At 62.3% G+C, this 18,291-nt stretch carries 15 protein-coding genes and 1 riboswitch; of the genes, 9 read left to right on the plus strand and 6 right to left on the minus strand.

The window, feature by feature from the left end:
• The 3 genes from BA011_RS40660 to BA011_RS40670 all read right to left on the minus strand — a co-directional run bounded on the left by BA011_RS40660 (nucleotide 1) and on the right by BA011_RS40670 (nucleotide 3,056).
• A complete protein-coding gene (locus tag BA011_RS40660) occupies nucleotides 1-837 on the minus strand; it encodes a carbohydrate ABC transporter permease (RefSeq protein ID WP_003549196.1) in 837 nt (278 codons plus the stop codon).
• A complete protein-coding gene (locus BA011_RS40665) occupies nucleotides 834-1,694 on the minus strand; it encodes a carbohydrate ABC transporter permease (RefSeq protein ID WP_065284972.1) in 861 nt (286 codons plus the stop codon). The genes BA011_RS40660 and BA011_RS40665 overlap by 4 nt, the downstream gene beginning before the upstream one ends.
• A gap of 87 nt (nucleotides 1,695-1,781) precedes the next feature.
• The gene (locus BA011_RS40670; protein ID WP_065284973.1) at nucleotides 1,782-3,056 is read right to left on the minus strand and encodes an extracellular solute-binding protein; all 1,275 of its coding nucleotides are present in this window, start codon (nucleotides 3,054-3,056) and stop codon (nucleotides 1,782-1,784) included.
• Nucleotides 3,057-3,142: 86 nt separating this feature from the next.
• On the opposite strand from BA011_RS40670, the gene BA011_RS40675 reads away from it, so the two are divergent.
• The 8 genes from BA011_RS40675 to atzF all read left to right on the plus strand — a co-directional run bounded on the left by BA011_RS40675 (nucleotide 3,143) and on the right by atzF (nucleotide 14,069).
• Complete coding sequence (locus BA011_RS40675; protein WP_025398518.1) at nucleotides 3,143-4,060, plus strand: helix-turn-helix domain-containing protein; 918 nt, start codon at nucleotides 3,143-3,145, stop codon at nucleotides 4,058-4,060.
• A 212-nt stretch (nucleotides 4,061-4,272) separates the two neighbouring features.
• Nucleotides 4,273-4,381, plus strand: a riboswitch (guanidine-I (ykkC/yxkD leader).
• 74 nt (nucleotides 4,382-4,455) lie between these two features.
• A complete protein-coding gene (locus BA011_RS40680; protein WP_065284974.1) occupies nucleotides 4,456-5,529 on the plus strand; it encodes a putative urea ABC transporter substrate-binding protein in 1,074 nt (357 codons plus the stop codon).
• Nucleotides 5,530-5,593: 64 nt separating this feature from the next.
• Nucleotides 5,594-6,412, plus strand: coding sequence for an ABC transporter permease (locus BA011_RS40685; RefSeq protein WP_065284975.1), 819 nt, complete (start codon nucleotides 5,594-5,596; stop codon nucleotides 6,410-6,412).
• Complete coding sequence (locus BA011_RS40690) at nucleotides 6,409-7,239, plus strand: ABC transporter ATP-binding protein (protein WP_065284976.1); 831 nt, start codon at nucleotides 6,409-6,411, stop codon at nucleotides 7,237-7,239. The genes BA011_RS40685 and BA011_RS40690 overlap by 4 nt, the downstream gene beginning before the upstream one ends.
• The gene (locus BA011_RS40695; RefSeq protein WP_065284977.1) at nucleotides 7,236-8,057 is read left to right on the plus strand and encodes an urea amidolyase associated protein UAAP1; all 822 of its coding nucleotides are present in this window, start codon (nucleotides 7,236-7,238) and stop codon (nucleotides 8,055-8,057) included. The genes BA011_RS40690 and BA011_RS40695 overlap by 4 nt, the downstream gene beginning before the upstream one ends.
• A gap of 11 nt (nucleotides 8,058-8,068) precedes the next feature.
• Nucleotides 8,069-8,719, plus strand: coding sequence for an urea amidolyase associated protein UAAP2 (locus BA011_RS40700; RefSeq protein ID WP_065284978.1), 651 nt, complete (start codon nucleotides 8,069-8,071; stop codon nucleotides 8,717-8,719).
• A 3-nt stretch (nucleotides 8,720-8,722) separates the two neighbouring features.
• Nucleotides 8,723-12,262, plus strand: a complete 3,540-nt coding sequence (gene uca, locus BA011_RS40705) for an urea carboxylase (RefSeq protein WP_065284979.1) — start codon at nucleotides 8,723-8,725, stop codon at nucleotides 12,260-12,262.
• A gap of 1 nt (nucleotide 12,263) precedes the next feature.
• Nucleotides 12,264-14,069 (plus strand): allophanate hydrolase, encoded by a 1,806-nt coding sequence (gene atzF / locus BA011_RS40710; RefSeq protein WP_065284980.1) that lies wholly within the window; start codon nucleotides 12,264-12,266, stop codon nucleotides 14,067-14,069.
• Between the two features lie 97 nt (nucleotides 14,070-14,166).
• On the opposite strand, the gene BA011_RS40715 is transcribed toward atzF, so the two are convergent.
• The 3 genes from BA011_RS40715 to BA011_RS40725 are packed head-to-tail and all read right to left on the minus strand — an operon-like array spanning nucleotide 14,167 to nucleotide 16,714.
• Entirely contained in the window at nucleotides 14,167-14,577 is a 411-nt protein-coding gene (locus tag BA011_RS40715; protein ID WP_065284981.1) for a VOC family protein, read from the minus strand.
• 18 nt (nucleotides 14,578-14,595) lie between these two features.
• Entirely contained in the window at nucleotides 14,596-15,693 is a 1,098-nt protein-coding gene (locus BA011_RS40720; protein WP_065284982.1) for a Gfo/Idh/MocA family protein, read from the minus strand.
• A 10-nt stretch (nucleotides 15,694-15,703) separates the two neighbouring features.
• On the minus strand, nucleotides 15,704-16,714 hold the full coding sequence (locus BA011_RS40725) for a Gfo/Idh/MocA family protein (protein ID WP_065284983.1): 1,011 nt from the start codon (nucleotides 16,712-16,714) through the stop codon (nucleotides 15,704-15,706).
• A 368-nt stretch (nucleotides 16,715-17,082) separates the two neighbouring features.
• Here BA011_RS40725 and BA011_RS40730 point away from each other — a divergent pair, with 368 nt between their 5' ends.
• Nucleotides 17,083-18,243 carry a fumarylacetoacetate hydrolase family protein gene (locus BA011_RS40730; RefSeq protein WP_065284984.1) on the plus strand — a complete coding sequence of 387 codons (1,161 nt, stop codon included), beginning with the start codon at nucleotides 17,083-17,085 and terminating at the stop codon, nucleotides 18,241-18,243.
• The last annotated feature ends 48 nt before the right edge of the window (nucleotides 18,244-18,291 follow it).

Raw genomic sequence — 18,291 nt, forward strand, 5'->3', positions numbered from 1 at the left:
TTATTTAATTGCGCCGGCCGCGATGCCGGCGATGAAATGGCGCTGAAGAGCCACGAAAATGACGAGGATCGGCGCCGTCAGCAGTACCGCGCCGGCCATGATGCCGCCCCAGGAGACCTTGGTGAGGCCGATCAGCGTTCCCAATGCCACAGGCGCCGTCATCATCCCGGGTCTGGAATTGATCAGCAGCGGCCAGAGGTAATTGTTCCACGAGTGCAGGAAGAGAATGATCGCCAATGCCGCCATGGTCGGGCGCGCCAGTGGCAAGGCGATGCGCAGGAAGATCTGCCATTCCTTGACGCCCTCGACCCGGGCCGCATCGAAGAGCTCGCCCGGCATCATCGAGAAGGATTGCCGCATGAACAGCACGCCGAGCGAATTGAACAGCGGCGGCACGATCAGAGCTACCCAGGTGTTTGCCAGCTTGAACTCGCGCGCCACCATGATGAATTGCGGGATGACGACCACGGAGAAGGGAAGCGTGATCGTGCCGAGGATGATGGCGATGACGACGGAGCGGCCGACGAAACGGTAACGTGCCAGTGCCCAGCCGGCCATCGAGGTCAGCAGCACCGAGAGCACTGTATAGATCAGCGCCACGCCGATGGAGATCACCATTGCCCCGATGAAATCGGTATCGGCCTGCAGGTTTTTGAAATTCTCGACGAAGTTGGTCGATGGCCAGAGCACGATGTCAGGGCTGAAGATGCCGTTGTCGGGCATGGTTGAGAAGACGAACATCATCCAGAGCGGAAACAGCCAGATTATCGCCAGCGGCGCCAGTGCAGCATGCAACGCGATCTGGCGCAGCAGAAGCGATTGCGATTTGGATTTCATTTCGGATCCCTCCCGACCCAGAGATTGAGAAGCGAGATCGCCACGGCAAGAGCAGCCATCGTATAGGCGATCGCCGAGGCATAGCCGAAGTTCAGCGAGGTGAAGCCCTGGCGATAAAGCAGCAGGCCGAGGGTCTCGGTGCCGCCGCCGGGACCGCCGCGATTGGTGATGAGGAAGGGCTCGGTGAAGAGCTGCATGGTCCCGATCACCGAGAGCACCACGCAGAAGAGGATGATCGGTTTCAGGAGCGGCAGGGTGATGTGGAAGAACTGCTGGACCTTGCTTACCCGGTCGAGCGTCGCCGCCTCGTAGACATCATCGGGAATCGACTGCAGGCCGGCGAGGATGATGATGGCGTTGTAGCCTGCCCAGCGCCATGTGACGGCGAGAATGATCAGCGCCATGGCGGCATTGGCATTGTCGAACCAGGAGACCGGGCTGAGACCGACGGCCGAGATCAGCTTGTTGACGATACCGAAATCGAGGCTGAACATCAGCCGAAACACCGCGGCATAGGCGACTTCGCCGACGACGACAGGCGCAAAGAAGGCGAAGCGGAAGAGGGGGCGCGCTTTCAGCAGCGGCGAATTGAGCATGACGGCCATAACGGTCGCGAGCGCGATCATGACGGGCACCTGGATCACCAGGATGATCAGCGTGTTGTAGAGGGCATTGTAGAAGGCCGGATCGTAGAAGAGCCGGCCCCAATTGGCCTGGAAACTATATTTCCATGGGTTGATGCGGGTGTTCTGAAAGGAAATCAGGAACGAATTGATGATCGGCCAGACCCAGAAGGTGGCAAAGACCAGCAGATAAGGGGCGAGGAACGCATAGGCGCTCCGGGTTCTGAACGGCATCGAGCCTCCTCCTCACAAAACCAACGAATGACCATCCGCCTTGCGGCGGACGGAGTGCCGGGCGCGTCAAGCGCCCGGCTTCGTCATTCACTGCGCGATCGGAAGGCCGGTCGCCGAAGCGATCTGGTTGGCGGCATCGTCGAGAGCCGCCTTCGCATTGGGATAGCCGCCGGAGAAGAACTTCGCCTGCGTCGCCTTGAAGATGGCTTCGGCATCGCTCTGGAAGGCGGTGCCGCGGCTCGGCACGATCTTCGGCAGCGTCGCCAGGATATCGGCCCAGACCTTCTGACCGCCCCAATAAGGCTGCGCTTCGTTGACGAAGGGATCCTGAACGGCCGAGAGCAACGATGGCACCAGACCGAATTCCTTCAGCATGGTCACCTGACCCTCATTCGTGCCGAGGGCGTAGTTGACGAATTTCCAGGCCGCTTCCTTGTTTGCGGAGGTTGCCGAAATAGCGAGCGACGAACCGCCGAGATTGGCGGCATGTGGGCCATCGGCCGTCAGGCTCGGCATTTTGTAGACGCCCCACTTGCCCTTGAGATCGGGCGAGGTCGAGCGAACGGTGCCCTCGTACCAACCGCCATACAGCTGGCTTGCGGCCTTGCCGGCGGTGTTGGCCTGGATCTTTTCGTCCCAGTTGGCCGCCGTCAGCGTGCCGGCATCCTTCATTTCCTTCACCTTTTGCAGCGAGGAGACGCAGGCCGGCTGGTTGATGGTGATATTCTGGCCGTCGGCCGAGTAATAGCCGCAGCCCTGTTCATTGGCGATCATACGAAACCATTCGCTGTCGCCATTGAAGTCCGCCTGCGCCATGACGGTGCCGGGGTTGGCGGCGGAAATCTTCTTGCCGGCGGCAATAAAGTCGTCCCAGGTGTTGATCGTGCTCGGATCGACGCCGGCCTTTTCGTAGAGATCGCGGCGATAGAAGACGGCGACAGGGCCGGAATCCCACGGCATGGCATAGGCGACGTCGCCGACCTCAAGCTCGGTGCGCTTGAATTCAGGGAATTTCGCCTGAATGTCGGCCGTGTAACCGAGCTCCTTCAGATTGGCGAAGCAATCCGGAAAACGGCTCCAGAAGATCTCGGCCTCGAAGTTTTCGATGCTGACGATGTCGGGCAAGCCGTCGCCGCCAGCGGCGCAGGCAGCCAGCGTCTTATCGAAGACCTGGGCGTTGCCAAGGTCCTCGACGGTGATCTTGATATCGGGAAACTGTTTGTTGAAGCCTGGAAGCGTGGACTTCAATGCCGACGCGGCGACATTCCAGCTCCAGATGGTGAGATTGGCCGACTGCGCGAATGCGGAGCCGGAAGCAAGCACTGCGACAGCTGCGGTCGCAGCGAGAAGTTTGAAGCGCATTGAAAATCCTCCCTTTTCAATTGCCGATCTTTCACGAACGCGGTTAGACTATCTGTAAGGGAGCGGGTGTCTCCTAAAAAGGGAACATGAATTTGGCGGAAAGTAAGGTCGGCACACGTGCAATCTATCAGCCCGGCGCGAGCAGCATCGAGGGTTTGCCGACAGCGCTGCAGATGTTTCATGCCCATCCGCCTGTAATGGCCATGCCGCACTGGCATGCGCAGGTCGAGGTCAACTACGTGATGCGCGGCACCGTGCATTACCGGATGAGCGATCACGAATTCCGGCTGAACGCCGGCGAGATGTGCCTCTTCTGGGGTGGTCAGCCGCATCAGATGGACGAATCCTCAGATGATTCGCTCTATGCCGGCGCCCATCTGCCGCTCGTCTATTTCTTCCGGCTGCGCCTGCCGATCAGCGTTTCCAGCCGGCTTATGAAGGGTGAGACGCTGCTGACCTCGGCAACGGATGCCGCCGACAACGAGAACTTCACCCGCTGGTTCCGCTATGCCAACTCCGGCGATGCCGCCAAGGCCCAGCATGCTGTGGACGAGCTGCTGCTGCGCATCGAGCGGATCGCGCTCGAACCTTATTCGATGACGTCGCAGGCCGTCATCAGTCTCGAAGGCGATCATCCGCACCCGCATTCCTCGCGCAGCGTCGCGCGCATGTGTGATTTCATCGCCGCCAATTTCCTGCACGACATCGATTCGGTCGATATCGCCCGCGCCGCCGACCTGCATCCGAAATATGCGATGAACCTGTTCAAGCGATCGACCGGCATGACGCTCAGCAAATATGTGACGCTGCTGCGGCTGTCGCGCGCCCAGGCGATGCTGATGAGCGAGGGCGCCAACGTGCTGCAGGTGGCGATGGACAGCGGCTTCGGCTCGATCAGCGCCTTCAACAAATCCTTCCGCCATATCGCCGGCATGTCGCCGTCGGACTTCCGCCGCGATATCCGGCTGGTGACGACGGTCCCGGCCGGGGCCTTCCGGAACTAGCTCAGATAGAGTCGCAACGCGGCGTTCTGCGTGGTCTGCCTGCTACTTTTTCATTTGGGCAAAAAAGAACCACCGCCTAAGGTGGCGGCAGAATGCGCACATTTTCTGTGCAAGTGCATGCACTATTGCACTTGTCAGCGAATTGATGTCATTCGCACCCTCAATAAAATCAATGATTTATAATTTGGCACGCACTTTGCTTCGATAGTTGCAGAGTTGGTGGCTAGGGTTCCGGCGTCGCAAGGCGTGACTGGTCCGAGAGCTGCCACCGGCAGGGGAGACATCCCGCCGGGTGCACGGCGGGACAAAAGCCCGGGAGACCTCGTAAGCCAAGGGATTGGCGGCACGATGGTCATTGCCGATCCCTTTTGAAGAAAAGCAAAAGGGGAATTTCAATGCAGACTTTTTCGAAGATTCTATCGATTACCGCACTGACGGCGTCCCTGGCGCTCGGGCTCGTTTCCCAAGCCAAGGCCGAACAGAAGACCGACTTCAAGGTTGCCTGGTCGATCTACGTCGGCTGGATGCCCTGGGGTTATGCCGCTGATCACGGCATTGTCAAGAAATGGGCCGACAAATACGGCATCAAGATCGAGGTGACCCAGTTCAACGACTACGTCGAATCGATGAACCAGTATACCGCCGGCGCCTTCGACGCCGTGACGCTGACCAACATGGACGGTCTGTCGATCCCGGCCGCCGGCGGCGTCGATACCACGGCCGTGATTGTCGGCGACTTTTCGAACGGCAATGATGCCGTCATCCTCAAGGACAAGGCGAGTCTTGCCGACATCAAGGGACAGAACGTCAATCTCGTCGAATTTTCCGTCTCGCATTACCTGCTCGCTCGCGCGCTCGAAAGCATCAAGCTGACCGAGCGCGACGTGAAAGTGGTCAACACCTCCGACGCCGATATGGTCGCCGCTTATAAGACGGCTGACGTGACTGCGGTCGTCACCTGGAACCCGCTGGTCTCAACCATCCTCGAGGATCCCACGGCCAAGAAGGTCTTCGACAGCTCGCAGGTGCCGGGCGAGATCATCGACCTGATGGTCGCCAATTCCGGCGTGCTGAAGGACAATCCGAATTTCGGCAAGGCGCTCGCCGGCATCTGGTATGAAACCGCAGCACTGCTGACTGCCGACAGTGCCGACGGCAAGGCTGCGCGCGAGGCGATGGGCCAGGCATCGGGCACCGATCTCAAGGGCTTCGAATCCCAGCTTGCCGCAACCAAGCTGTTTGCCAAGCCGTCCGATGCCGTTGCCTTCACCGCCTCGGGCAGCCTGCCGAAGACAATGGATCTCGTCCGCAACTTCCTGTTCGAAAAAGGCCTGCTCGGCAATGGCGCGCCGTCCGCCGACGTCATCGGCATTGAAATGCCTGATGGCAAGATCCTCGGCGATAGCGGCAACGTCAAGCTGCGCTTCACCGAGACCTACATGAAGGCCGCCGCCGACGGTTCGCTCTGAGCCATGTCAAAGCAGCGGTGCGGCGTTGCCGCACCGCCCACCCTTCATCAGCGGAGCTTTCCCTATGCGCTGGATCAACACGAGGCCGAGCCGGGGCGCACAGCTTGCCTTGACGCTGCTGCCCTTCGTGCTGCTGATCGTTGCCTATACTTTCGGCTCGGCCGCACGGCTGGCGGAAAACGCCAACGACAAGCTGCTGCCAGGTCTTGCCGGTTTTGCCGATGCGATCGACCGCCTGGCCTTCATCGCCGATCCGCGCACCGGCCAATACCTGCTCTGGTCCGATACGGGGGCGAGCCTGATCCGCCTGCTTGCCGGCCTCGGCATCTCCACAGTCACGGCGCTCGTCGTCGGCATGCTGATCGGCATGCTGCCTTATCTCCGAGCCCTGCTCTCTCCCTTCGTCGCCGTTATCTCGATGGTGCCGCCGCTGGCGCTGCTGCCGATCCTCTTCATCGCCATGGGGCTTGGCGAAGCCTCGAAGATCGCTCTCATCGTCATCGGCGTTGCGCCGACGATGATCCGTGACCTTGCGCTGAAGGCGCTGGAACTGCCGCGCGAACAGATCGTCAAGGCTGAAACGCTCGGCGGCTCTTCCTGGCAGATCGGCCTTCGTGTGGTGCTGCCGCAGATCCTGCCGCGGCTGATCACCTGCCTCAGGCTTCAGCTCGGTCCCGCCTGGCTGTTCCTGATCGCCGCCGAGGCGATTTCGTCGGATTCCGGTCTCGGCTACCGCATCTTCCTCGTCCGCCGCTATCTCTCGATGGACATCATCTTTCCCTATGTCGTCTGGATCACGCTGCTCGCCGTGATCATGAATTATATCCTCGATCGCATCCGCATCGCTGTTTTCCCCTGGTCTGAGCTGGAGAAGCAGGCATGAGCGAGTTGGTGATCGAAAAGGTTTGGAAGGAATATGGCGACCAGATCGTCCTCGAGGATGTGTCGCTGACCGTCGCTTCGCGCGCCTTCGTCGCTCTTGTCGGCCCGTCCGGCTGTGGCAAGTCGACTTTCCTGCGCATGCTGCTCGGCCAGGAGCGACCAACGCGAGGGACGATCCTGCTGGACGGCGAAGCGCTGCCGCAGGAGCCGGGGCCGGATCGCGGCGTCGTCTTCCAGCGCTACTCCGTCTTCCCGCATCTGACGGTCCTCGGAAACGTGCTGCTCGGGCGGGAACTCTCGGCGTCCCGCTACAAGGCCAAGCTTTTCGGCGCCGCCCGCCGCCACGCCATCGACGAAGCCCGGCGGCTGATCGGCGAAGTCGGTCTTTCCGGCGCCGAGGGCAAATATCCGGCGCAGCTTTCAGGCGGCATGCAGCAGCGCCTGGCGCTGGCGCAGGCGCTGATCATGAAGCCGAAGGTGCTGCTGCTCGATGAGCCCTTCGGTGCGCTCGATCCCGGCATCCGCGCCGAAATCCACACATTGATGAAGCGCCTCTGGCACGAAACGCAGATGACCGTCGTCATGGTGACGCACGACATGCGCGAGGCCTTCACGCTGGCGACGCGCGTCGTCGCCTTTGAGCGCAAGCGTGACCGCCCGGAAGAAAAGGAGCGCTACGGCGCGACGATCACCAAGGACATTTCGATCTGGCCGCCGAGGCTTGCCGGCGCGCCTTCCATCTTCAGCCCCGACCGGGACGGCCCGGTCATTTCTCTGGGCCTTCGCCGGGACGACCCGGCTTCCAGTCCGTCAGGAGAAAAACCATGATGCATGTCAGACGATCGCCCGAGGAGATCGCTGCCAATCGGCAGCGTTATGAGGAACATCAGAAGAAGGGGCTGGAATTTGCCCCGACGGCCTTGCCGGCGCCGAGCCCCCTTCCCGCCCCCGCACTCGATGCGGCTGCGATCATCCATCAGGAAACCGTCCCCGGCGGCTGGTACTGGTCGACCGCGCTGAAGCGCGGCGAGGCGCTCCGCATCGATCAGGGCGAAGGCGGATCGACCGTGGCGCTCGTCGCCTGGAACGCTACTGATACGAGCGAACGGCTCAATCTCGTCGATACGGTCAAGGTGCAGTGGACGACTGCCCTCGGCAAGGGCCGTGTCATCTTCTCGGACATGGGCCGGGTGATGTTTTCGCTGATCGAGGATAGTTCCGGCGCCCATGACTGCCTGATGGGCGGCTCGACGGCAGCTTCGAACGCTGCAAGATATCCTGGCGTCAAGACCCGCAACACCCGCGACAATCTCGTGCTCGTCGCCGGCAAACTCGGTCTCACCAGGCGCGATATTCCTGCGATTCTCAATCTCTTCGCCCCGGTCCGCGTCGACGATGACGGTGGCTTCCACTGGCGCGGCAAGCTTTCCAACAGCGGCGACTATGCCGAGCTGCGCGCCGAGATGGACATGATCGTCGGCTTCTCCAATTGCCCGCATCCGCTCGACCCCGACCCGGTCTATGCGCCGAAGCCGGTGATCGTCACGCGCTTTCGCGCGCCCGCACTTGCAGTCGATGACCTCTCGCGCACCGCGACCGCCGAAGCCCTTCGCGGCTTTGAGAACAACGTCTCGATGCTGGCCTGAGGAGGATGACGATGACCGATTTCATCAAGACTTCCGCTTCGCGCAGCCTCGAAAACGCCGTGCAGGATCATTTCATCGCGGCCGAAGCGCCATGGTCCGGCATCGTGCGCAAGGGCCAGACGATCCGCATCGAGGACAGCTACGGCCAACAGGCAATCGATACGCTGTTTTATCGTGCCGATGACTTTGCCGAGCGTTATTCCAACCAGGATACGATGCGGGCGCAAGGTGGCGCCTATATCGGCACCGGCACGAAGATCATCTCGAACGAAGGCAACGTTATGCTTGTCATGACGGCCGACAGCTGCGGCCGGCATGATACGTCGGCCGGCGCCTGCTCCTGCGAGAGCAACACGGTGCGCTTTGGCCACGGCACCAAATACCTGCATGCCTGCCGCGACAATTTCGTGCTCGAGGTGACAAAACACGGCATGAGCAAGCGCGACATCGTGCCGAACATCAATTTCTTCATGAACGTGCCGATCAAGCCGAACGGCGAGATGACCATCGTCGACGGCATCTCCGCGCCCGGCGACTATGTCGAACTGGTGGCGGAGATGGACGTGCTCTGCGTCATCTCCAACTGCCCGCAGATCAACAATCCCTGCAACGGCTTCGATCCGACGCCGGTCCGGGTGCTGATCTGGGACGGCGAGGACTGATCGATGTTCACCAAGGTCCTTATCGCCAATCGCGGCGAGATCGCCGTCCGCGTCATCCGCACATTGAAGAGGATGGGCATCGCCTCGGTCGCCGTCTATTCCGATGCCGATCGGTTCTCGAAGCCGGCGCTGACCGCCGACGAGGCCGTGCGCCTCGGCCCGGCGCCTGCTGCCGAAAGCTATCTTGACGTCGATGCCGTCATCGCCGCCTGCAAGGCGACGGGAGCCCAGGCCGTGCATCCGGGCTACGGCTTTCTCTCGGAGAATATCGGCTTTGCCGAGCGGCTTGCTGCCGAAGGCATCGCCTTCATCGGCCCACGGCCGGAACATCTGTCGGCCTTCGGCCTGAAGCACACGGCGCGCGAATTGGCGAAAGCCAGCGGCGTGCCGCTGCTGCCCGGCACCGATCTCTTGCAGAGCGTCGACGAGGCGCTTTCGGCTGCCGAGACCGTCGGTTATCCCGTCATGCTGAAAAGCACGGCCGGCGGCGGCGGCATCGGCATGCAGCTCTGCGCCGATGCAGCAAGCCTCAAGGCCTCTTTCGAAAGCGTGCAGCGGACCGCGCGCGCCAGCTTCGGCGATGCGCGCGTCTACATCGAGCGTTTCGTTGCCGAAGCGCGCCATGTCGAGGTGCAGATCTTCGGCGACGGCAAGGGTGGAGTGATTGCGCTCGGCGAACGCGACTGCTCGCTGCAGCGGCGGAACCAGAAGGTGGTCGAGGAAACGCCTGCGCCTGGTCTTTCCTCGGAGACAAGGGCGCGGCTGCACAAGGCGGCGGTCGATTTGGGATGCTCGGTCTCCTATGAATCGGCCGGCACCGTCGAATTCATCTATGATCCCCAGCGCGAGGAATTTTATTTCCTCGAGGTCAATACCCGCCTGCAGGTCGAGCATCCCGTCACGGAAGCCGTTTTCGGCATCGACCTCGTCGAATGGATGATCCGGCAGGCGGCCGGCGAGGACGTGCTCTCGGGCGCCAGGGGCCTGACGCCGAAGGGTGCGGCGATCGAGATGCGTGTTTATGCCGAGATGCCGCATGCCGATTTCCGTCCGAGTGCCGGCCTGCTGACTGAGGTCGTCTTCCCGGACAATGCCCGCGTCGACGGCTGGATCGAGACGGGAACCGAGGTCACGCCCTTCTACGACCCGATGCTCGCCAAATTGATCGTGGCGGCGGAAGACCGGCCGGCGGCGATCGAGAAGCTGAAGGCAGCACTCGCCGAAACATCGATATCGGGCATCGAGACCAATCTCGATTATTTGAGAACGATCGCCGCTTCCGAATTGCTGGCCAGCGCCAAAGTGGCGACGACGGCGCTACGCGACTTCGCCTTCGTTCCCGATGTCGTCGAGGTGCTTGCGCCCGGGGCGCAATCGAGCATTCAGGAACTGCCGGGGCGGCTCGGCCTGTGGCACGTCGGCGTACCGCCGAGCGGGCCGATGGACGAACGCTCCTTCCGCCATGCCAACCGGCTGGTCGGCAATGCCGATGTGACGGCTGCGCTGGAGTTGACCGTTTCCGGTCCGACGCTGCGGTTTTATGCCGACCAGACGATCGCGCTTGCCGGCGCGCGGATGCCCATGACATGCGACGGCGTAAAATTGCCGCATGACACCCCGGTGACAATCCGGGCCGGCCAGGTCCTGTCGATCGGTTCGATCGAAGGACCGGGACAACGCGCCTATCTCGCCGTCGCCCGTGGTTTTGCCGCTCCCGTCGTGCTCGGCTCGAGGGCGACCTTCGGCCTCGGCCAATTCGGCGGCAATGCCACCGGCACGCTGAAAACGGGGCATGTGCTGCATTTTGCCCGCCAAGTGCCGGCCGAACCGGCAACGCCTGCGACGGAGCCGGCCGCCTTGACGCGCGAATGGGATGTCGGCGTCGTTTACGGCCCGCACGGCGCGCCTGATTTCTTTCAGGACGGGGATATCGAGACGCTGTTTTCGACGGCTTACGAGGTACATTTCAACAGCGCCCGCACCGGCGTTCGCCTCATCGGCCCGGCCCCGGTTTGGGCGCGCCGCGATGGCGGCGAGGCGGGGCTGCACCCCTCCAACCTGCACGACAATGCCTATGCGATCGGGGCGATCGATTTCACCGGCGACATGCCGATCATTCTCGGTCCTGACGGCCCGAGCCTTGGCGGCTTCGTTTGCCCGGCGGTGATTGCCCGGGACGAGCAGTGGAAGATGGGCCAGTTCAAGCCCGGCGACCTCATCCGTTTTCATGCAGTAGTGCGACCGGAAGACCCGATCGCCGGCCCTGCAGTGCGGCGGGTCACGGAAGAGACAGGCTCGCCGATCGTCGGCATCAGCGAGGATGGCCCGGTTTCCGTCGTTTATCGCCGCCAGGGCGACGACAATCTGCTCGTCGAATATGGGCCGATGACGCTCGATATCGCGCTGCGGCTGCGGGTGCACCTGCTGATGCAGGCAGTCATCGAGGCCCGCCTTCCCGGCGTCGTCGACCTCACCCCCGGCATCCGTTCCCTGCAGATCCATTACGACGGCACGCAGTTGACGCGCCGGCGCCTGCTGGGATTGCTCTCCGAGATCGAGGCGACGCTTCCGGCAGCCCAGGAGGTCACGGTGCCGAGCCGCATCGTGCATCTGCCGCTGTCCTGGAACGATCCGGATGCGGAGCTTGCGATGCGCAAATATCAGGAACTCGTTCGCCCGAACGCACCCTGGTGCCCATCGAATATCGAGTTCATCCGCCGCATCAACGGCCTTCCCGACGAGCAGGCCGTCCGCGATATCGTCTTTGATGCAAGCTATCTGGTGCTCGGTCTCGGCGACGTCTATCTCGGCGCGCCGGTTGCGACCCCGACCGATCCACGCCACCGCCTCGTGACGACGAAATACAATCCCGCCCGCACCTGGACGCCGGAAAATGCCGTCGGCATCGGCGGCGCCTATATGTGCATTTACGGCATGGAAGGACCGGGCGGCTACCAGCTCTTCGGCCGCACCATCCAGGTCTGGAACACATGGCGGGAGACACCGGCCTTTGCCAGGGGCAAACCCTGGCTGCTGAACTTCTTCGACCAGATCCGGTTCTTCCCGGTCAGCAACCAGGAACTGACGGAGGCGCGCGCCGCCTTCCCGCATGGCGGCTATCCGATCCGGATCGAGGAAACGGAATTCTCCTATGCCGCCTACGAGAAGGAATTGCAGGCGAATTCGGCGTCGATCGGTCGCTTCAAGGCAACGCAGCAGGCCGCCTTCGATACTGAGCGCCAGCGCTGGAAGGAAGCCGGGCTCGACAGCTTCGTCACCGATGAAGGCACTGGCGAAAGCCCGGATGGGGATATTCCCGACGGCTGCTTCGGGGTTGCCAGCGCCGTGCCCGGCAATATCTGGAAATTGCTGGTCGAGCCGGGTGCCTCGGTTGCGGCCGGCGATACACTCGCCATCATCGAATCGATGAAAATGGAAATCAACGTCACCGCCCATGCGGCAGGCCGCGTCCGCGACCTGCGCGCCGGGCCGGGAAGAAACGTCAAAGCCGGCGATATCATCGTCGTTCTGGAGGAATGCTGACATGCTGCCGACCATCCTCGATCTCTCAAGCCTTCGCGCCGCCTATCAATCCGGCCTGACGCCGCTCGACGCCATCGAAGAGGTGATCACGCGGCGTGCCGCCTCGAAAGATCCGGCGATCTTCATCACCCCGGTGCCGGATGACGAGCTGCGCGCGGCCGCAAAAGCGCTGATGGCACGCGCGCCCGAGGCAAACAGCCTGCCGCTCTGGGGCGTTCCCTTCGCCGTCAAAGACAATATCGATGCCGCCGGCCTGCCGACGACCGCGGCTTGCCCTGCCTATGCGTATCGGCCGGAAGCCGACTCCACCGTCGTTGCCCGGTTGAAGGCGGCCGGCGCCATCATCATCGGCAAGACCAATCTCGACCAGTTCGCGACCGGCCTCAGCGGCACGCGCTCGCCCTATGGCGCGCCACGTTCGGTCTTCGATGCGGCCTATATCTCCGGCGGTTCGAGCTCCGGATCGGCGGTCACGGTGGCCTCCGGCCTCGCCGCCTTCGCGCTCGGGACCGATACGGCCGGCTCCGGCCGCGTGCCTGCCGCCTTCAACAATCTGGTCGGCATCAAGCCGACGCCGGGTCTCTTGCCGAATACCGGCGCCATACCGGCCTGCAAGAGCGTCGACTGCATCACCATCTTTGCCGCGACCGTCGGCGACGGTGTTGCGATCCGCAAGGTCGCCGAAGGCTTCGATGCCGCCGATCCTTTCTCGCGTCGCGCCAAACCGGCGAAGCTGCCGGTGTCGGGCTTGCGCATCGGCGTCCTGACCGATGCCGAGCGGGAGTTCTTCGGCGACAAGGAGGTGGAGGCGCTCTACGATCAGGCGATCGAGCGGGCCAAAGCACTCGGCGCAACCATCGTGCCGTTCGACTACGCGCCATTCCGCGAGGCTGCCGCCCTTCTCTATGACGGGCCGTGGGTCGCCGAACGTCTGGCGGCGGTCGAGACCTTCCTTGCCACCAACGCGGCCGATTTCGACCCGACGGTCAGAGGAATTATCGAAGGCGCCAAGGGCAAGACCGCGGTCGAGGCTTTCAACGGCCGATACCGGCTGGAGGAATTGCGCCGCAAGACCGAGGCCGAATGGGAAAAGGCCGATGTGCTTCTGCTGCCGACCGCACCGACCACTTACTCGGTCGCCGACATGCTGGCCAATCCCGTCGTGCTCAACGGCCGCCTCGGTCGCTACACCAATTTCGTCAACCTGCTCGATTGCGCGGCGATCGCCGTTCCGGCCGGCTTCGGCAAAGGTGGGCTGCCGGGCGGCGTTACCGTCATCGCGCCCGCCTTCACCGACGATGCGCTGGCGCCGCTTGCCGATGCGCTGCACCGTGCAGCAGGTTCCGGCATGGGCATCGACCGGCAGACGGCAATACCGGAAGCGAGCCGTGTTGTGCCTGGCGATGACGGTTTCATCGAAATCGTGGTCGTCGGTGCGCATCTGACCGGCATGCCGCTCAATCACGAACTGGCAGGCTCGGGCGGGCATCTGGTCAAGACCTGCCGCACGGCCGGGGATTATCGCCTCTTCGTTCTGCCCAATACTACGCCGCCGAAACCGGGGCTGCTGCGCGAACCCGGCCATAAGGGTCAGGGGCTAGAGGTCGAGGTCTGGGCACTGCCGGCCGATGCTTTCGGCAGGTTCGTCCAGAAGATTCCGGCACCCCTCGGCATCGGCAAGCTCACGCTCGAAGACGGTTCCAGCGTCTCCGGCTTCGTCTGCGAGGCCCATGCGGTGAAAGGTGCCGAGGAAATCACCGCGCTTGGCGGCTGGCGCAACTATATCAGCGCCAAGCTGGCGAGCTGAGGAGAACAGTGCATGGCGGCAAAACTCGTCCGGCGCCTGATCGATCTGCTGCGGGACGGTCTGACCGCCCGCAGCGAAGCGATCGGCAGCACCTGCGTCAGCCCTGGCGGTTCTGAGAGCGTTCGGCAAGCTCGACGATGATGCCGTCGGGATCGCGAACGAAGGCGATCTTGTTCAGCATCTCGGAGTGGACGGCGAAGCGCGGCCGCTCCTTGATCTCGACGCCCGCCTGTTCAAGCCGGGCGAAGGTCTCGTCGACATTGTCGAAATGGAAGGTGAGGTGCCGGACGCCGGCCGTATCGCCAGGCACGTCGACCGCCCTCGACGCGCCGCCGGGCGGCGCAAAGACCTCCAGCATGCCGCCGCCTGCATCGAGGAACGCGACCTGCATGCCATTCGCCATCGTCTTGCGTAACACGAGGCTGAGGCCGAGCAGGCCACAGTAGAAATCGACGGTGCGGTCCATGTCGCTGACCGTCATGCCGACATGCTCGAAGGATTTCAGCATGGGAGCGCCCTTCCCGGTTCAGACGGTGGCCGCAGCACGCCATTCCCCTGCCGGAAGCCAGGAACGATAGAGCGGATGATCGGCGGCGATCGGCATCGTCGTCGGTTGTCCGGTTCGCTGCGAGGAATAGGCGGCCGTTACCAGTTCCAGCGAATTGCGGGCATCCTGCAATGTCACCGGCGGGTCGGTGTCCTCGACGATCGCCTTGTGGAAGAGCTCGAACTGACGGGTGTAGCCATCCTCGCCAGGCACATAGGCGGCGAGCACTTCGTCGATCCGCGCCTGATGTTCCTCTGTCCCGGCGACGAACGTCCACGGATCGCGGCCCATCGTATAGGGTTCGATGATGCTTTCGGCGACGAGGTCGTTGAAGCAGAAGCGCAACCGCGAGATCTCCTTGCGCGAACCCAGCGTCATCGACAGCGTCGCCAGCGAGCCATTCTGCATCTTCACCGAAAGGGCTGCCGTATCCTCGACCTCGATCGGATTGACCAGCGTCGCCCCATAGGAAAACACCTCGGCGCAGGGACCATGCACATAGTTCAGCATGTCATGGGCGTGGATGGCGTGGCCGAGAAGGCCGCCGCCGAGTTCGCTCGCCCATTTGCCGCGCCATGGCACGGCATAATAATCCGGGCCGCGCCACCAATGTGTCTCGATCGTCGTCAGGAACGGCTTGCCGGCAAGGCCGCGCTCGATCAGCAGCTTCAGCTTCTGCAGGCCGGAGCCGTAGCGATACTGGAAGATCGGCATCAGCTTCCTGCCGGGGTAACGATCGAGGATGCGCCCCATCTCGTCGACCTCGGCGATCGAGCCGAAGAGCGGCTTCTCGCAGATCACGTGTTTGCCGGACTCGATACCCTTGCGGCAAAGTTCGAAATGCGAACTCGGCGGCGTCGAAATGTCGATGATGTCGAGATCGTCACGGGCAAACAGCGCATCAGCATCCTGCGTATATTCGCCAATGCCGTACTCCTCGCACAGTGCCTTGCCGCGTTCCTGGTCGAGCGAGCAGAGCACAGGAACCTCGAAAAGCTCCTTGTTCCAGCCGAAACCGGCCAGATGCCGCGCAGCAATGCCTGCGCCGATGACGCCGACGCGCAATTTTCTGGTCATGATATCCTCCTCAGCGGGCGCCGATGCGCGCGGCTTTCGCCTGGGCTTCCAGCGAAAGACGGCAGACTTCAAAAACGTGATCCTGGGTCATCGCCGTCTGCGTACGGTTGCCGACGTCGGCGGTGAAAGCGTCGAAATAATCGAGTTTTTCGCCGCTGCAATCGATATGGGTCATTTCCTTGCCGTTGACCAGGAAGAGGTGATCCTTGCCCGGCCGGCCGGCAATATCGATATATTTGCGCAGTTCGATGTAGCCTTCGGTGCCGAGAATGGTCAGGCGACCGTCGCCCCAGGTCGGCAGCGCCTCCGGCGTGAACCAGTCGACGCGGACATAGCCCGCCGCCTTGTCGGAGCGCAGAAGCACCTCGCCGAAATCCTCGAAGGCGGGCTTGCCGGGCATGCCGAAATTGCCGATCGAGCTTGCGATGACCTCGCCTGTGGTCGAGCCGGTATAGAACAGGAACTGGTCGACCTGGTGTGAAGCGATATCGACGATGATGCCGCCGAAGGCTTCGGGATCGAAGAACCAGTCCGGCCGGGTTGGCAGCTGCAGCCGATGCGGACCGACGCCGAGCGTTTGGATCACCTTGCCGATCGCGCCTTCGGCGACGAGCTTGCCGGCCTTGACGGCGGAGCGCACGCAGTGGCGCTCGGAAAAGCAGATCGAGAAGATCTTGCCGGCCTCGGCAACGGTGCGCCTGACCTCCTCGAGCTGGGCGAAGGTCGTCACCCCCGGCTTGTCGGTCATCACGTCCTTGCCGGCCTTCATCGCACGGATGGCGAGACCGGCGCGATCGCGCGGGATCGCCGAGATGCAGATGACGTCGATCGACGGATCGTCGAACAGCTTTTCCCGGTTGATCTGCGGCGCGTCAGGATAGGTCTTCTCAAAGGCCTCGCGCAGTGCCGGCACCGAGGTCTGCGGGCAATAGCCGACGAATTCGCCGCCTGAAGCAAGCAATCCCTTCACGTGATCGAACGTGTGCCCATGGTCGATTCCGACGACGGCAAATCTCAACATCGCTGCAATATCCTCCTCGGATTTTCGTGTGGCCGGCTGATGCCAGCCTCCTCCATGTTGGGCAAAATAGATAACGAAAGCCGCCTCCTGTCAAGGCGAGATAAAGGAGGAAATCGACCATGTTGCAAATTAAATATATGAAATATAATGGTTATTTTGTATCTAAATAGTTATTTTGCAGGTTTTGGCGCTTGGTCTTTCGACAAAGGGCCAAGTCTTGAGCCGATCAGGCAAAGGTCTTTTTCCCCGACGCATCTTGCCCCGTCTTCATGAATGTGATCGATTTCGGCTGCCGTCGGGCTGGAGGGCGGCAACACCCCGCAATGTTTTGAAGAGCGCTCCCCGCTCGCCTGTGACGGAAGATCACCATGTCTCAACCTTTGCTCGATGTCGCCGCTTCGGATGGTCTTTTTGTCGGTCGCATCTGGAATCCCGAAGTGCAGGGACCGAGCATTGTGATGTTACGCGAGGGTATGCTGGTCGACATCACGTCGCGCGAGGCGCCGACGCTGAGCGCCCTGCTCGAGCGGCAGGATGCCGCCACCTTCGTCCGTGCAGCAAGTGGCAAGGCGGTCGGCTCGCTGGCGGACATCGCCGCCAACAGTACTGGAGCTCCGGATCAAACGCGCCCGTATCTGCTTGCGCCCGTCGACCTGCAGGCAGTCAAGGCCTGCGGCGTCACCTTTGCGCAGTCGATGATCGAGCGCGTCATCGAGGAGAAGGCGGCCGGCAGTCCGGAGCGTGCCGCCTCGATCCGCGAGCGCGTCAGCACGCTGATCGGTGGCAGCCTCACCAATCTGAAGGCCGGTTCGCCGGAGGCTGCCAAGGTCAAGCAGGCACTGATCGACGAAGGCATGTGGTCGCAATATCTCGAGGTCGGTATCGGGCCGGACGCCGAAGTCTTCACCAAGTCGCCGGTGCTCTCCTCCGTCGGCTGGGGTGCGGATGTCGGCCTGCATCCGATCTCGACCTGGAACAATCCCGAGCCGGAAATCGTGCTCGCGGTCAACAGCCGCGGCGAAATCAAGGGTGCGACGCTCGGCAACGACGTCAACCTGCGCGATGTCGAGGGCCGCTCGGCGCTGCTGCTCGGCAAGGCGAAGGACAACAATGCCTCCTGCTCGATCGGTCCTTTCATCCGCCTGTTCGATGCCGATTACAGCCTGGATGACGTACGCAAGGCCGAACTCGACCTGAAAGTCACCGGCCAGGACGGTTTCGTGCTGCATGGCAAGAGTTCGATGTCGCAGATCAGTCGCGATCCGACCGATCTCGTCAAGCAGACGGTCGGCGCCCATCATCAATATCCCGACGGTTTCATGCTTTTCCTCGGCACGCTGTTTGCGCCGACGCAGGACCGCGACGCGCCGAAGCAAGGCTTTACCCACAAGATCGGCGATGTCGTCGAGATTTCCTCGGCAGGCCTCGGCGCGCTCATCAACACCGTGCGCCTTTCCACCGAATGCCCACCCTGGACATTCGGCATTTCGGCGCTGATGAGCAATCTGGCAAGGCGCGGCCTGCTTTAACTCGCTGATTTTTGTGCATTTCCGGGCAGAAAACCGCTTCGCGTTTTC

Origin of the sequence: Rhizobium leguminosarum, from assembly GCF_001679785.1 — a bacterium.
GTDB lineage: Bacteria > Pseudomonadota > Alphaproteobacteria > Rhizobiales > Rhizobiaceae > Rhizobium > Rhizobium leguminosarum_R.